The organism is Streptomyces sp. NPDC052052, from assembly GCF_040680455.1.
In the GTDB taxonomy this organism is placed as follows: domain Bacteria; phylum Actinomycetota; class Actinomycetes; order Streptomycetales; family Streptomycetaceae; genus Streptomyces.
The window spans coordinates 82437-97818 of sequence record NZ_JBFAWU010000019.1; the positions used below are offsets into that span (position 1 = coordinate 82437).

Genomic DNA, 15382 nt, shown 5'->3' on the forward strand with positions numbered 1-15382 from the left:
TTCCACGGCGCCCCCGGCACGGGCCGGCCCGGGAGGGAGCACGCGGCCGCCGCCCGTCGCCGGAGCGGCGGGCCGCGCCCAGGAGTCACCTCGCATCCGCCGAGGCCCACCGACCCCGCCCGGACCGCTCACCCGGGACCGGGAGCGATATCGGGCCTTCTGCCGGATTCCCTCCGGGAGTGTCCGGCATGCGACGCTCCACACGTCCGGCCGCCCGATCCGCCGAGGGGTGCAAAGAAGTGGCCTCTTCCTGGGGTTGTGCGCCGGTCCAACAGCTGAATCACGCATGCACAACCATCTATTTTCAGCCAACTTCCCAACCCTTCCACTTCCTTGCAGGATTGGCCGAGCAACCCCCTTGCCACCAGGCCGGAAGAGACCGCACGGTACGCTTCCACCCGATGGGGACGGGCCATGAAGGAGAGACCCTCTTCCCTCCGCGGCCACCGAGTGCAACCCTTCGTGATCGAACGCTTCCCGCCAAGTTGCCTTGTCGACATAACGCCGGTTGGTGAACTTGTCACGTCGGCACCACGGGAAGCAGTAGATTCGATCTTGGGCATCGAGGACGGGGACTCGTGCAGGACCGAGGGGAAAAGTGCGGGAACGACAGGCCCGTAAGGACCAGGAAGACGCGAACACCGAGGGGGGCTTAGCGTCATGAGCCAGGACTCCGCCATCGCAACGGAGGCTGTACGGAAGCTCAGTGGACGACGACGACGGGAAGTCGTCGCCGTGCTGCTGTTCAGCGGCGGCCCCATCTTCGAGAGCTCGATCCCGCTCTCCGTCTTCGGAATCGACCGTCAGGACGCGGGAGTTCCGCGCTACCGACTCCTCGTCTGCGCCGGGGAAGAGGGGCCGCTGAGGACCACCGGCGGGCTCGAACTGAGCGCGCCGTACGGGCTGGAGGCGATCAGCAGGGCAGGCACCGTCGTGGTGCCCGCCTGGCGTTCGATCACTTCGCCGCCGCCCGCCGAGGCACTGGACGCGCTGCGCCGCGCCCACGAGGAAGGGGCCCGCATCGTCGGGCTGTGCACGGGCGCATTCGTGCTCGCCGCCGCCGGACTGCTGGACGGCCGCCCGGCGACCACGCACTGGATGTACGCACCGACGCTGGCCAAGCGCTATCCGTCGGTGCATGTCGACCCGCGTGAGCTCTTCGTCGACGACGGCGACGTGCTCACCTCCGCCGGGACGGCGGCCGGGATCGATCTCTGCCTGCACATAGTCCGCTCGGATCACGGCACGGAGGCCGCCGGGGCACTGGCCCGTCGGCTCGTCGTGCCGCCGCGGCGCAGCGGCGGTCAGGAGCGCTACCTCGACAGGTCTTTACCTGAAGAGATCGGCTCCGACCCCCTCGCCGAGGTCGTGGCCTGGGCCCTGGAGCACCTCCACGAGCAGTTCGACGTGGAGACGCTGGCCGCGCGTGCCTACATGAGCAGGCGGACCTTCGACCGGAGGTTCCGCTCACTCACCGGCAGCGCGCCGCTCCAGTGGTTGATCACCCAGCGGGTCCTGCAGGCGCAGCGGCTGCTGGAGACGTCCGAGTACTCGGTCGACGAGGTCGCGGGTCGTTGCGGCTTCCGTTCGCCGGTCGCGCTGCGCGGACACTTCCGGCGCCAGCTGGGCTCCTCCCCCGCCGCGTACCGGGCGGCCTACCGGGTCCGTCGACCGCAGGGCGGGGAGCCCGTCGCCCCGGCGACCGAGCCGATGGTGCCCGCACAGGGCACCCCGGCGGGCCGCCGTACCACGGTCGCGGCAGCCCCACCGGGTCCGCTCGCCGTCCCGTCGGCGGCGGTCGGGGCGGGGCAGTCGGAGTACGGCAAGCCGGACCTCGACGCGTATGCCGCGGGGCGCCCGACCCTGCCGGGTCAACGGAGCGCCCCGTAGGCTGGGGGCCATGAACGACCGCATGGTGTGGATCGACTGCGAGATGACCGGGCTCTCGTTGACGGAAGACGCACTCATCGAGGTGGCCGCACTGGTCACCGACTCGGAGTTGAACGTGCTCGGCGACGGGGTGGACATCGTGATCCGGCCGCCGGACACGGCCCTGGAGACGATGCCCGAGGTGGTGCGCCAGATGCACACCGCCTCGGGCCTCCTCGACGAGCTGGCCGGGGGCACCACCCTGGCCGACGCCGAGGCCCAGGTGCTGGCCTATGTCCGCGAGCACGTGAAGGAACCCGGCAAGGCCCCGCTCTGCGGAAACTCGGTCTCCACCGACCGCGGTTTCCTTGCTCGGGACATGTCAGCCCTGGAGAGCTACCTCCACTACCGGATCGTCGATGTGTCCTCGGTCAAGGAACTGGCGCGCCGCTGGTACCCGAGGGCGTACTTCAACAGTCCGGAGAAGAACGGCAACCATCGGGCACTCGCCGACATCCGGGACTCCATCACGGAGCTGCGCTACTACCGCGAGGCCGTCTTCGTGCCGCCGCCCGGCCCGGATTCGGAGCGCGCCAAGGCAATCGCGGCACGTGTCGCGCCGCCCACGCCGTAGGACCGCGTGAAGCCGCTGGTCACGGACCTTTCCGAGGACGTGACCAGCGGCCGGACAACGGAGGCGCGAGCACCCTCTCAGACCCTGTACACTTTTTCTCGGCCGGTCAGAAAAGACCGGGCATGGTGGGTATAGCTCAGCTGGTAGAGCACCTGGTTGTGGTCCAGGATGTCGCGGGTTCGAGTCCCGTTACTCACCCTGAATGATCAGCCCCTGACCTGGGAAACGGGTCGGGGGCTGATCTCTTGTCGGTTCACGGCCCCACCACGACCCGACGCCCCCCTCGAACCGGGCCCGCTTCCCTGCCCTGGTGACCGTCAGGAAGCGTGCACGGAAAGACGGCACCCTCGCCTATCCGGTCCGGTGGGTGTGGGGCGGCCGCGCAGCGGAAGCAACGAACCCGAGCTTCGGTGACAAGATGTCAGCCGACCGGTTCAGAAACTCGTCGACCCCAGGGCGAGCAGCACCCCACGACTGCCCGCCGAAGGCCGAGCAGGCCCGACGCCGGATTGCACTCTCCGCCGCCCAGGTCGACCGTGTACGCAAGCGGACCGCTGGGCGTCGCCGCCGGCGGAACAACCCCTCGCACGACAGGTTCGGCCACGTCCGCGAGGCCGACGGGAGCGCTCACGTCTGATCCATCCCCGACGGGACCCATGGGAACATCACCACGCACAGGCAGTAGTAAGTAGTGTCCAGGTATTTCATGACTTATGCGGCCATGCGAGTGCCCGAAAGATTCGCAACGCTACGCTTTGATCCCTTTTCGTGCATCGTTCTCCACGGAGCTGCCCGATCCCGGGCAGTGCAGCGAAGGAGAACACCATGAAGAACGTCCGGAAGATCGCAGCGGTGGCCGTGGCTACCTGCGGGATCCTCCTCGCCGGCATCGGCGGGGCCAGCGCCGACCCCCGCAACGGGATGGAGGAGCACAAGGGAGGGGACGACATCCCCGTCCTCAGCCAGTTCAAGTACCTCGACTGGGACAGGTCGCCCTTCTGCGGAATCCAGATCAAGACCGAGGAAAGCAAGCAGAAGACGTCGTGCCCGGTGGTGCACCAGGAGCAGCCCTACAACAGCCCGATCTACATCGTCACTTTCGGGGACTGATCTTTTTTCTTTCACAGCGGTCCGACGGCTCGCCCGTCGGACCGTTTTTCCATGTCGGGGCGTTGGCAGGCAGGTGTGGTCGCCCCTGCGCCATGCTGTAGTCCCCTCGGAGGGCGTCGCGGACCGGCCTGAGCAGGGGCACACGGCGCCCGCGGAGTGACGCGACCGGGACGGAGAGCGACCGGGGCAAGCCTGGGCGCTCCGAGCCGCTCAGGGGCCCGGCGGAGGGCCCCGGACGACCGATCTCCCGCGCTCGGTGCCGCGGACCGCGCCTCGACCACCGGGCCCGCCATGAACTTCGCCAGTGGCAGTCACACCGGCCGAGGACAGCGGGCGGCGACATGTTCTCTATGTGGTTCCGCGGCTACGGAGATACCCCGGCCGCTCGTTCTGCTCGCGGCCCGCAGGGCGGGACACCCCCACGCACACAGGGAGACCGCGACAGACCGTCCGCGTTGTGTCGCGAATAACAAGCTGCGGCCGAGCGGGAGAAGCGCGCGCAGTCTGGGAAAGCCGAGCACTTCGACGAAACCGACCTGTACCCGGACGTCCGGCTGGCTCTTGCGCAGCTTCGAGCCGATGGGCTCTGGCTCTGCATCGCGGGCAACCAGACCGTGCGCGCGGGCAGCATCCTCCGCCAGCTGTTCACCGACGACGTCGATCTGATCGGCACGTCGTACGACTGGGGCGCCAGCAAGCCCGACCCGCTGTTTTTCGAGCGCGTCGCCGATGTCGTTCCCTATGAACCGAGCGAGATCCTGTATGTCGGCGACCGTGTCGACAACGACCTGCGTCCCGCAATAGCCGCCGGGATGCACGCCGCGCTCATCCGCCGAGGGCCGTGGGGCACCATCCAGTGGGACACCACCGAAGCGCGGGACCTGCCCACGTTCCGCATGGAGTCGCTGGTCCAACTCCCGGAAGAGATCAAGCAGTTCAACGAGCGAGCGCGCTGACCGTCGTCATCCACCCGTACAGCCGCTCATCGAGCTTCCGCAGGCATCGCTCACGCTGGTGCGCAACCAGGACCGGAACCCGCACCAAATGAAGGAGAGTTGGTCCTGACGCACGTCACCCCTCTGCCGGCGCCCAGACCTTGCGTGCACCCCGGAACAATGCGGTGGTCAGTACCGCCCGGAGTCACCCGCATCTCATGCCTAACTTTTGTTCAGCAATGTCCGAATCAGTGAAAGCCATTGGATTCAGGGTTCGTGACAGATAAAGTCGCAGGTCAGTCCGTCTGCTCCCCGCGCGTGCGGGGATGGTCCCGAGTGCTGGTGGCTCACGTCCTCGCCCGAGGGCTGCTCCCCGCCCAGGCGGGGATGGTCCCGTCACTACGGTCCGTACCGGGGCATCCGCGTCCTGCTCCCCGCGCGTGCGGGGATGGTTCACTCCTGCCCGAAAAATGAGATCAGCTGTCTGCCTACTGAGCTCAGCAGACCCCCTTGAGCCGACAGGGCACTTCATGCTCCCAGATGCCATTGTTCGCCCTCGGCCGAGCCACCATTTCCAGCGTCAGCCGGTAACGGCACTGATCACGTCCAGGGCCAGATGCCACGGGTACCCGTCCGGGCGAGGCTCGCCAGGCGGGTTCGGCTCGAAGCCTCCCTCGCCGTAGAGCACCGTCACGCCGGCGCCGCGCAGCGTCTCCACCGACCGGCTGAAAGCCGGGTGTCGCACGTAGGCGGCGTTCACGCACGGCATCGTCACCGTCGGGATGCGCTTCCCGATTCCCTCAGCCACTACGCCGACGATGAATGACGACGTCAGGCCGAGGGCCCAGGAGTTGATGGTGTTGAACGTGGCCGGCGCGAGCAGGATTGCGTCCGCCGGCGGCCATACGTCCGGCTCGCCCGGCAGTTTGTACTCGGAGCGCACCGGGTGGCCGGTCAGCTCCTCCAGCTTGTGCAGTTGCGGCCCCAGCCATTTCGCGGCAGTCTCCGTGAGCCCCAGGCAGACGTCCCAGCCGCGGCCTTGGCCTTCCGCGATCACTTGGCCCGCTTCGAGCACCGGCGGGGCTGCAGAACCGAACAGGTACAGCACGCGAGACGTCATGTGCCCATCCCACCCTCCGGGCCAAGGACATGCAACCACCCCCCGAACCGGGAGGATCAGGGGCGACGCGGGGTCTTGCATGATGCGGCGCGGGTACCGTTCCGGATGACGAGTCAGGAACGGAGACCCGTATGCCCAGACGGGAAGACGACCACACAGGCGCCCGGATCAAAGAGCAGCGGAGACTCGCCAGGCTGACACAGCGACAGCTCGCGGACCGGATCCCGTACTCGTACAGCCTGCTCAACCAAGTCGAGTGCGGCGCCAAACCGGCGGGCGTCGACTTCGTCGCGGCGGTTGCCCAGGCACTCCGGATCGATGTCACCGTGCTGACGGGACAGCCCTACGTGACCGAACTACAGCAGGACCGCCTCGCCGAGCTTGTCCGTCCTATCAGGGAGGCGCTTGACCTGTACGACCTGGGAGCCGACGACGCCATTCCCGACAGGTCGGCTGAGCAACTGATCGCCGGTGCCGAAGGTCTCTGTGCCCTGGTGCGGGCAACTCGTTTGAGGAACGCTGCCCGCATGTTGCCCGCCACGATCTCCGAACTCACCACCGCGGCTTGGCGAGCCCAGTCGACGGAACTGTGGCAGGCGCTCGCCTCTACGTACCGCACCGCACACGACATCAGTGTGAAGCTGGGCTACTACGACCTGAGCTCAGTCGCCCTGGACCGCATGGACTGGGCAGCCTGTCGGGCCTCTGACCCGTGCCTGGCAGCCATCCGGCAGTACATGCGGGCTTTGGTGTACTTCCGGGAGGGCGAGTACACGATCGGGCAGCGTCTCGTCGCTGCCGGCCACGGCATCGTCGGCGCCGCAGAGCAGACCCGGGAGGCTGTCGCCGTCACCGGGCAACTTCACCTCGGGGCCTCAGTCATCGCAGCCCGCGCCGACCACCAGAGCGCGGTCGATACGCACATTGCAGAGGCGAAGCAGTGTGCCCAACAGACCGGTGACGCTTCCGAAGTGCACTGGCTGAGCTTCGGCCCGACGAACGTCGCCTTGCACCGCATGTCTGCCGCGGTCGAGATGCGGCAGTACGACGAAGCCCTGAAGCAGGCCCGGAAGATCAAGCTGCCGACGGCTCTGGCCACATCTCGGCGTGCCCACTTCCTCATCGACAGAGCCCGCGCAGAAATGGAGACCGGCCGCACTGAAGCCGCACTGAGCAGCATCATCGATGCCCGGCACGTCGCGCCGGAACAGACGCGCTACCACCCGGGGGCTCGGGAGACCCTCAAGGGCTTGGTGCACTCCGCACGTCGCACCCCTGACGCCCTCGGCCACATGGCCGCCTGGATCGGCCTGTAGCCACACTCTCCCCCTGAGCTGCCAACGCTCACGAATCTGTGAGCGTTGAACCCTTCCCGGCCCGTCACTCTGTTTCTCACCTGATCAGTGACGAGTCGGAGATGCCATGCCCGCAAGGGAATTACCGCCGGTCAGCGCACTGACCAGCAATCAGCAGCGCGGAGCGAACTGCGTCTGGTGCGCGGCGCCTTTGTCGAATGACGCTGCGCACAACCTCGGCCCACGTCCTGTGGATGCGTACGGAACTTCGGTTCACTGGTTCCCCCGTTGCTGTCACTCCTGCTGGAAGGGCCGCACGTGATCACTCCCACGAAACGGGCCTCGGGCCCGGACACCGCGTATCGCACCTGGCTGGGTCACACCGTGGCCTGCGCCACCTGCCGTATCGGAGCCGCGTGCCCGACCGCCGTACGGCTCGGCCGCGTCTGGCGGGAGACCCGTCGATGATCTGCATCGACTGCGACCGCGTGATCACGGGCCCCTATGCGACCGTCGCCCACGGCACCTCCATGAGCGGAGCCCGCGAGGACATGTACGCACACCCGCCCGGCTCGCCGGCCTGCAAACCCACACCCCGATCCGGCAAGGCGCGCCTCAGGCGAGCACTGGACCGTGACGCACGCCCCCTGTGACCTCCCGCCCCGCGACTGTCGCCGATCGGTCGCGGCCGGGCTCTACTGCACCACCGGAAATGGGCGGCTATTCCCCAAGACCTGCGCGCCCCGGCCCCTGCCAGTGCGCCCGACGATATCCAGCCGGGTCAGTCTGGGCTGGTGCCGGCGGCGCGAATGCCGTCCCCTACGGCCCAGCGACTGCCGGCCGATCACTCCCGCGTCCAATCGCTGTCGGACACTCTCGACTCTGGCATCTTCCAGTGGCCCCCACCAATGCCGAACTGAACTCATTAGAATGGAATTTGAGTGTCGGAGTGGGTCAAGGGCGGGAACAAAACCGAATCGAGTCCCGCCACCCGCCCTGAATGACGGAGGGTTGATCCATGACACACGTCAACCCTCCGCGCTCTTCAGAAGCTTGGGAGCACCACCGGAACACGATGGCCGGTCCTCCACGACCCCACACCCATACCTTTCATTCAGAAATGTCCGAATCGGCGAAAGTCATTGATTTCAGGGCTCGCGGCAGATAAAGCCGCAGGTCAGCCAGTCTGCTCCCCGCGCGTGCGGGGATGGTCCCAACTATCTCGCCGACGTTCCTTTCGGAGCCGACTGCTCCCCGCGCGTGCGGGGATGGTCCCTCCGCACCGCTCGAACCCCTCTGAACCTCTCTCTGCTCCCCGCGCGTGCGGGGATGGTCCCGTCCGTCGGGCAACGGTGACCGGCCTCGGCCACTGCTCCCCGCGCGTGCGGGGATGGTCCCCGCCAGGGGCTCAGCGGGATGATCGGCTTCGACTGCTCCCCGCGCGTGCGGGGATGGTCCCCTCGACCTGCTGCGGTGCAGATCCACGGAGGTCTGCTCCCCGCGCGTGCGGGGATGGTCCCGTCGACGGCCAGGTGCTCGTACCCGGCGTGGACTGCTCCCCGCGCGTGCGGGGATGGTCCCAGCCCGTCGTCCACGACCGTGCACGTCGAGCACTGCTCCCCGCGCGTGCGGGGATGGTCCCTGCGCCCATGTGCGTTCGACGTGCTTCGTTTGCTGCTCCCCGCGCGTGCGGGGATGGTCCCGCCCGGCTGATGTCGGTGAGGCTGAGGGGTTCCTGCTCCCCGCGCGTGCGGGGATGGTCCCGTGGTGCAGCGCCGGGAATGGACACTGCACATCTGCTCCCCGCGCGTGCGGGGATGGTCCCCACACCGGAACGTTACGGCCTGGTCTGCGAACTGCTCCCCGCGCGTGCGGGGGTGACCCCATCGGCACCCGTTTTAGCGAGACCGGCTCGCACTGCTCCCCGCCCACGCGGGGATGCCCCCGAAAGGCCCCCGCGCCCCTCCCCACCCCCCTCACGAGGAGTCGCGGACGACCAGTTCCGTGGGGAGCACGATCTGCGGGCGCTCCTTGTTGGAGCCCGCGATCTCCTGGAGCAGTACGTGGGCCATCATGCGGCCCATCTCCTCGATCGGCTGGCGCACGCTGGTGAGCGCCGGGTCCATGTGGCGGGCCACGGCGGAGTCGTCGAAGCCGATGAGGGCCACGTCGTCCGGGATGCGCCGGCCGGCCTCGCGCAGCACCTGGCGGGCCCCTACGGCCATGACGTCGGAGGCGGCGAACACCGCGTCGACATCGGGGCGCAGGGCGAGCAGCTCGCGCATGGCGCGGGCGCCGCCCTCCTCGGTGAAGTCGCCGGGGGCGATCAGCCGTTCGTCCGGTTCGAGGCCGGCCGCGGCGATGCCCTTGCGGTAGCCGTCGAGGCGGCGCTGCGCACCGTAGACGTCGAGGCGTCCGGCGATGGTCGCGATGACCCGGCGACCCCGGGAGACCAGGTGTTCGACGGCGGCGCGGGCGCCCTCGAAGTTGTCCGAGTCGACCGAGGCGAGCGGTTCGGAGCCGGATCTGCGGCCGCTCATCACCGTCGGCATGCCGAGCTGCTCCAGCAGGTCCGGGAGCGGGTCGTCGGCGTGGACGGAGACCAGCAGCACGCCGTCGACGCGGTGCGCGGTCAGATACTGGGCCAGCCTGCGCCGCTCGCGGTCGTTGCCGACCAGGGTCAGCAGCAGCTGCATCTCGGTGTCGGCGAGCGCCGCGCCGACACCGCGGACGATGTCGGAGAAGTACGGCTCGGCGAAGAAACGGGTCTCCGGCTCGGGCACGACGAGGGCGATGGCGTCCGTGCGGTTTCCGGCGAGCGCACGGGCCGCGCGGTTGGGTACGTAACCCAGTTCGGCGACGGCCGCCTCCACCGCTTCGCGGGTCTGCGCGCTGACCCGGGGGGAGCCGTTGATGACACGCGAAGCCGTGCCTCTCCCCACCCCCGCCCGTGCCGCGACCTCTTCGAGGGTGGGCGGCCGCCCACCGCTCCGTACTCGCGCTGCCGTCATGGCTGCCTCCCGTTCGCGGTCAATTTCTCACAGTCGGATACCCGAACCAAGTCCTGGTGCTGGGTCCCTCGACCTTCGGCATGCCCAGGCGGCCTCTCCACAGGACCAGAAGTGGGAGCGCTCCCATCCTATGTCCATGACGGTTCGGGTTCCGCGACCTCGGGAGAAAGCGCGGAAACCCCGGAGAAAACCCCTGGGAAAGACCCGAGAAGACCGGAGAAGACCCGGGAAGACCGGAGAAAAGGGGGAAACGACGGGAGAAAGGGCGGAAACGACGGAGACCCGGCACGGACGGCCGGGTCTCGGGTCGGGGTGCGGGTCAGCCCAGGTCGGTCACCGGAGGCAGCGCGTGGCGGCGGATGACGTCGGAGTACCAGTGGGCGCTCGCCTTGGGGATGCGGCGCTGGGAGGCGTAGTCGACGTAGACGGCGCCGAAGCGCTTGGAGTACCCGTACGCCCACTCGAAGTTGTCCAGCAGGGACCAGAGGAAGTAGCCGCGGACGTCGGCCCCGTCGGCCACGGCCCGCAGCACGGCGCCGAGGTGGTCGCGCAGGTACGCGATCCGCTCGGGGTCCTCCACCCGGCCCTCGGGCGAGACGTAGTCGTCGAAGGCCGCACCGTTCTCGGTGACCATCAGCGGCAGGCCGGGGTTGTCCCGGGCGACGTCCATGAGCAGGTTGTACAGCCCGTTGTGGTCGATGGCCCAGTTCATCGCGGTGCGCGGCTTGCCCTCGGCGAGGTGGAAGGCGACGTGCTCGGAGCCGGGCCACGGGGAGTACTCGCTGTTGCCGTGGCCGTCGTCGCGGGAGTCGCCGGAGCCGTCGGCGGGCGTGGAGACCAGCGTCGGCGTGTAGTAGTTGATGCCCAGGACGTCGATCGGGCGGGAGATGGCCGCCAGGTCGCCGTCGTGGACCAGCTTCGACCAGTCGACCAGGTGGCTGGTGTCGGCGATCAGGTCCTCGGGGTACGCGCCGTGCAGCATCGGGCCGGTGAAGACGCGGTTGCCCACCGCGTCGATCCGGCGGGCGGCGTCCGCGTCGGCCGCGCTGTCGGTCAGCGGGCGGACCTGGTGGAGGTTGAGCGTGACCGAGGTCTGCGCGGTGGCGGGGATCCGGTCGCGCAGGACCTCCATCGCCCTGCCGTGGGCGAGGTTGAGGTGGTGGGCCGCGCGCAGGGCGGACGCCGGGTCGGTACGGCCGGGGGCGTGCACGCCGGAGCCGTAACCGAGGAAGGCCGAGCACCACGGCTCGTTGAGGGTGGTCCAGGTGCCGACGCGGTCGCCGAGGGCGCCGGCCATGATGGCGGCGTAGTCGGCGAAGCGCTCGGCGGTCTCCCGCTGCGGCCAGCCGCCGGCGTCCTCCAACTCCTGGGGCAGGTCCCAGTGGTAGAGGGTCGCGACGGGCGTGATGCCCGCTTCGAGCAGCTCGTCGACGAGCTTGCGGTAGAAGTCCAGCCCGCGTTCGACGGCGGGGCCGCGGCCGGTGGGCTGCACCCGGGACCAGGAGACGGAGAAGCGGTAGGCCTTGAGGCCGAGCTCCTTCATCAGCGCCACGTCGTCGCGGTAGCGGTGGTAGTGGTCGGCGGCGATGTCGCCGGTGTCACCGTTGCGGACCTTGCCCGGAGTGCGGCTGAAGGTGTCCCAGATGGAAGGGGTACGGCCGTCCTCGGCCGCGGCACCCTCGACCTGGTAGGCGGCGGTGGCCGCCCCCCAGACGAAACCGGTCGGGAAGCCCGCCGTCTCGGGCGCCTGCTTCGGGGCGATGTCGGGTCGTACAGCTGTCATGCGGGAGCGCTCCCAAGGGTGGACGAACAGGGTCTGATGAAGGTGGGACTCCGGGCCCGCACGGCCTGTGGTCAGGGAACAGGCCGTACGGGAGATCCGGAGGTGACGGGTGACGCGGTGTCACCCCTTGACGGCGCCGGACATGATTCCCCCGACGATCTGCTTGCCGAAGATCACGAAGACCACGAGCAGCGGCAGGGTGCTGATCAGCGCACCGGCCATCACGATGCTCTGGTCGGGGGTGTAGGAGGCGCTCAGCTGGCCGAGGGCCACCTGGAGCGTGGGGTTCTGCTGGTTGAGGGCGAGGTAGGGCCAGAAGAAGTCGTTCCACGCCTGCACGAAGGTGAGCATTCCCAGCACCATCATCGCGGGGCGGGCCACCGGCAGCACCACGCTCCGCACGATGCGGAAGTTGTTCGCGCCGTCGATCTTGGCGGCCTCGATGAGTTCGTAGGGCAGTGCCTCGCTCAGGTACTGCCGCATGAAGAACACGCCGAAGGCGCTCACCAGGGTCGGGAAGATCACCGACTCCAGCTTTCCGCCCCAGCCGATGTCGGACATCATCATGAACAGCGGGACGACGCTGAGCTGCGGCGGGATGGTGAGGGTGGCGATGACCCCGGTCATCAGCGCGCCGCGGCCCCGGAAGCGCATCTTGGCGAAGGCATAGCCGGCCAGGGTACAGAAGAAGAGCGTCGCGGCCGTGATGCAGAGCGAGACGATGAAGCTGTTGACGATCGCCTTGCCGAGGTTGGCCTGGGTCCAGGCCGCGTCGAGGTTGTCCAACAGCCGCCCGCCGGGCAGGAACGGCGGTGTGGAGGCGAGCACTTCGTCCTGGGTGTGGGACGCGGCCACCAGGGTCCAGTAGAGCGGCAGGAGCGAGCCGATGCCGACGACGGTCAGGGCGATGTAGGCGAACGGGCCGCCCTTCAACTGCTGGCCGGCGCCCGGCTTGAAGCGGGACGGGCGCCGCGTCGCCCGGTGGGCCGGCTGCGCGGTACCGCGCGCCGGGGCTGTGGTGGGGCTGGTCATGGTCATGGAAATCGCTCCCGGTCAGACCGCGGATTTGCGTACGAAGCGGCCGATGAGCCAGTTGACCGCGGCGATGATCAGCAGGAGGGCGAGCATCGCCCAGGCCACTGCGGCGGCCGGACCGAGGTGCCCCAGATTCCAGCCGTAGTTGTAGAGGTAGACGCTCAGCGTCTCGTACTGATGCTCGTTGCCGCCGATGGCTCCGAGCGTGCCGCCCTCCAGCAGCAGGGGCTCACCGAACAACTGCATGGAGCCGATGGTCGAGATGACGATCGTGAAGAGGATCGTGGGCCGCAGCGCGGGGATGGTCACCTTGCGGAACTGCTGCCAGCGCGAGGCGCCGTCCAACGATGCGGCCTCGTACAGATCGGTCGGTACCGCCTGCATGGCGGCCAGGTAGATCAGGGTGTTGTAGCCGGTCCAGCGCCAGATCACGATGACCGAGATCGCGATCTTCGAAGTCCAGTGGCCGTTGACCCAGTTGGTGTCGCCGAGGCCGATGAAGTGGAGCGCCCAGTTGAGCAGGCCGCCGTCGGCCCGGAAGACCAGGGCGAAGACGAGGGCCGCGGAGGCGACGGAGGTGGCGTACGGGGTGAGGATCACCGTCCGCCAGAAGGTGCTGGCCCGCAGCTTGTAGTTCAGCAGGTGGGCCAGGCCGAGCGCGACCAGCAGCTGCGGAACGGTCGACATGACCCCGATGAGGAAGGTGTTGCCGACAGCGGTCCAGAACTCGGAGTCGTGCAGGATCTTGTCGAAGTTGCCCCAGCCGACCCACTCCATCTGGTCCAGGCCGGTCATCTCCACCCGGTGCAGGGCGATCCATCCGGTGTACAGCAGCGGGTAGAGGCCGAAAGCCCCGAAGACGAGGAAGAACGGGGCTATGTAGGCGTACGGCGACGCCTTGTCGTCGAACCTCCAGAGCCGGCTGCGCCACGCAGACCGGTGGGGGCCCGCCGAGGTCTTCTGGGGACCGCCGGGTGGCGGGGCGTATGCGTCCCGGGTGGGAGTCGAGGTGGCCACGGGCGGGAGTCCTTCCCTGCGTTGCTGGGTTGCCGGTACTTCGATCGATCGCCCAGGTACGGGGCTGGGGGGCCCGGGGCGTGGTGGCTGAGGTGCGAGGTGGCTGCCGAGAGCGACCGGGGCCGGGCGGGATCGTGCACGCGCCGGTGCGGGCGGCTCCTGGGGGCCGCCCGCACCGGCGAAGGTCAGCCGATCGCCTTGTCGATCGACTCGGTGGCAGCCTTCCACGCGTCATCCGCGCTGGTGCCGCGCTGCTCCATGTTGTTGATCTGGGTGGAGATGGTGTCCTTGATCACGCCGTCCTTCGGGCCGAGGACCGCCTCGGGGATGGACTTGGCCTCGTCGGCGTAGATCTGCCCGATCGGCGCGTCGTTGAAGTACTCCAGCGTCGCGTTCTTCACGTCGGCCAGCTCGTAGGCAGCCTTGTTGGACGGGAAGCTGCCGATCGCCTTGAACACGGCGGCCTGCTGCTCGGGGGCGGTCAGCCACTTGACGAGCTCGCTGGCCTCGGCGACGTGCTTGCCCGACTTGGGCACGGCGAGGAAGGAGCCACCCCAGTTGGCGGCGGTCGCACCGGGCGCGGTGGTGATGCTCCACTTGCCCTTGTTGGCGTCACCGGCGTTGACCGAGATCTGGCCGGCCATCCACGCGGGGCAGGCCACGGTGGCGGCGGTGCCCTTGCGCAGGGCGGCCTTCCACGGGTCGCTGAACTGGGCCAGGCCCTGCGTCAGCTTCTTGTCCGCGGCCTCGGCCGCGAGCTGCCAGCCCTGCTTGACGCTGGCGCTGTCCTTGTAGATCGCCTTGCCGCTCTCGTCGTAGTACTGCTCCGCGTTGGAGCTCACCACGGCGTTGAACATCGCGCTGGCGGAGTCCATGAAGTACGTGCCCTTGGGGGCGTTCTTCTTGTACTTCTCACCGAGCTTGAGGTAGTCCTCCCAGCCCCCGGCGACCAGCTTGGCCACCTCTGCGCGGTCGGTCGGCAGGCCGGCCTTCTCGAACAGCTCGGTGTTGTAGCAGAGGGACATCGGGCCGATGTCCGTACCCGCGCCGATCACCGCACCGCTGGACGTGGTGGCCTGCTTCGCCTTCCAGGAGACCCAGTCGTCGACGTTGATCACCTTGCTGAGGTCGGCGAAGGAGTCCGCCTTGGTGTCGACGATCTCCTTGATCCGGCCGACCTCGAGGCCATGGACGTCGGCGAGACCGCTGCCCGAGTTCAGCTGCTGGAGCAGCTTCGGGTAGTAGGTCTTCTCGTCTGCGGTGACGTCTTCCTTGACCGTGATGTTCGGGTGCAGCTCGTGGTACTTCTCGAAGAGACCGGCTTCCTTGTAGCCGAACTGCCCGAAGTCGGCGACGGTCAGCGTGATCTTCCCGTTCGCATCGGAGCTGTTGTCCGAGGAATCCGAGTCGCTGCTGCAGCCGGTCAGCAGCAGGGCTGCAGCCGACAGGCCGGTGGTGGCCAGAACCGCGGCTCTGCGGCTCCGTCCGGCGACGGTGCGGGTGATACGCATTCCACTACTCCTTGTTCCAGGGTGGGACTGGCGTTCTAACGGGGCGGCATACGCACTGGTGG

11 protein-coding genes, 1 tRNA gene, 1 pseudogene and 1 CRISPR repeat array are annotated in these 15382 nt (G+C 68.4%); of the genes and pseudogenes, 7 read left to right on the plus strand and 6 right to left on the minus strand.

What is annotated here, in order from left to right; translation table 11 throughout:
* Positions 1-660 precede the first annotated feature (660 nt).
* From AB0L71_RS22770 to AB0L71_RS22790, 5 genes and pseudogenes are all read left to right on the plus strand, one after another.
* Positions 661-1890, plus strand: coding sequence for a helix-turn-helix domain-containing protein (locus tag AB0L71_RS22770; protein WP_365245917.1), 1230 nt, complete (start codon positions 661-663; stop codon positions 1888-1890).
* Positions 1891-1900: 10 nt separating this feature from the next.
* Entirely contained in the window at positions 1901-2503 is a 603-nt protein-coding gene (gene orn, locus AB0L71_RS22775) for an oligoribonuclease (protein ID WP_365245920.1), read from the plus strand.
* 125 nt (positions 2504-2628) lie between these two features.
* Positions 2629-2701, plus strand: a tRNA-His gene (locus AB0L71_RS22780).
* 627 nt (positions 2702-3328) lie between these two features.
* Complete coding sequence (locus AB0L71_RS22785; protein ID WP_365245923.1) at positions 3329-3613, plus strand: hypothetical protein; 285 nt, start codon at positions 3329-3331, stop codon at positions 3611-3613.
* A 479-nt stretch (positions 3614-4092) separates the two neighbouring features.
* Positions 4093-4569, plus strand: a pseudogene (locus AB0L71_RS22790) (HAD family hydrolase); the annotation flags it as partial.
* Positions 4570-5128: 559 nt separating this feature from the next.
* Here AB0L71_RS22790 and AB0L71_RS22795 read toward each other — a convergent pair.
* Complete coding sequence (locus AB0L71_RS22795) at positions 5129-5668, minus strand: flavoprotein (protein WP_365245926.1); 540 nt, start codon at positions 5666-5668, stop codon at positions 5129-5131.
* Positions 5669-5799: 131 nt separating this feature from the next.
* On the opposite strand from AB0L71_RS22795, the gene AB0L71_RS22800 reads away from it, so the two are divergent.
* Together AB0L71_RS22800 and AB0L71_RS22805 are read left to right on the plus strand one after the other, a co-directional pair.
* Positions 5800-6984, plus strand: coding sequence for a helix-turn-helix transcriptional regulator (locus AB0L71_RS22800; RefSeq protein ID WP_365245928.1), 1185 nt, complete (start codon positions 5800-5802; stop codon positions 6982-6984).
* Positions 6985-7427: 443 nt separating this feature from the next.
* Complete coding sequence (locus AB0L71_RS22805) at positions 7428-7616, plus strand: hypothetical protein (RefSeq protein ID WP_365245931.1); 189 nt, start codon at positions 7428-7430, stop codon at positions 7614-7616.
* A gap of 533 nt (positions 7617-8149) precedes the next feature.
* A CRISPR array of direct repeats spans positions 8150-8909; the repeat unit is 29 nt; unit sequence CTGCTCCCCGCGCGTGCGGGGATGGTCCC.
* A 30-nt stretch (positions 8910-8939) separates the two neighbouring features.
* Here AB0L71_RS22805 and AB0L71_RS22810 read toward each other — a convergent pair.
* The 5 genes from AB0L71_RS22810 to AB0L71_RS22830 all read right to left on the minus strand — a co-directional run bounded on the left by AB0L71_RS22810 (position 8940) and on the right by AB0L71_RS22830 (position 15320).
* On the minus strand, positions 8940-9974 hold the full coding sequence (locus AB0L71_RS22810) for a LacI family DNA-binding transcriptional regulator (protein WP_365245933.1): 1035 nt from the start codon (positions 9972-9974) through the stop codon (positions 8940-8942).
* Positions 9975-10293: 319 nt separating this feature from the next.
* Positions 10294-11757, minus strand: a complete 1464-nt coding sequence (locus AB0L71_RS22815; RefSeq protein WP_365245936.1) for a GH1 family beta-glucosidase — start codon at positions 11755-11757, stop codon at positions 10294-10296.
* A gap of 120 nt (positions 11758-11877) precedes the next feature.
* A complete protein-coding gene (locus AB0L71_RS22820) occupies positions 11878-12795 on the minus strand; it encodes a carbohydrate ABC transporter permease (protein ID WP_365245939.1) in 918 nt (305 codons plus the stop codon).
* Positions 12796-12810: 15 nt separating this feature from the next.
* A complete protein-coding gene (locus tag AB0L71_RS22825) occupies positions 12811-13809 on the minus strand; it encodes a sugar ABC transporter permease (protein ID WP_365245942.1) in 999 nt (332 codons plus the stop codon).
* 185 nt (positions 13810-13994) lie between these two features.
* On the minus strand, positions 13995-15320 hold the full coding sequence (locus tag AB0L71_RS22830) for an extracellular solute-binding protein (protein ID WP_365245945.1): 1326 nt from the start codon (positions 15318-15320) through the stop codon (positions 13995-13997).
* Positions 15321-15382: the final 62 nt, after the last annotated feature.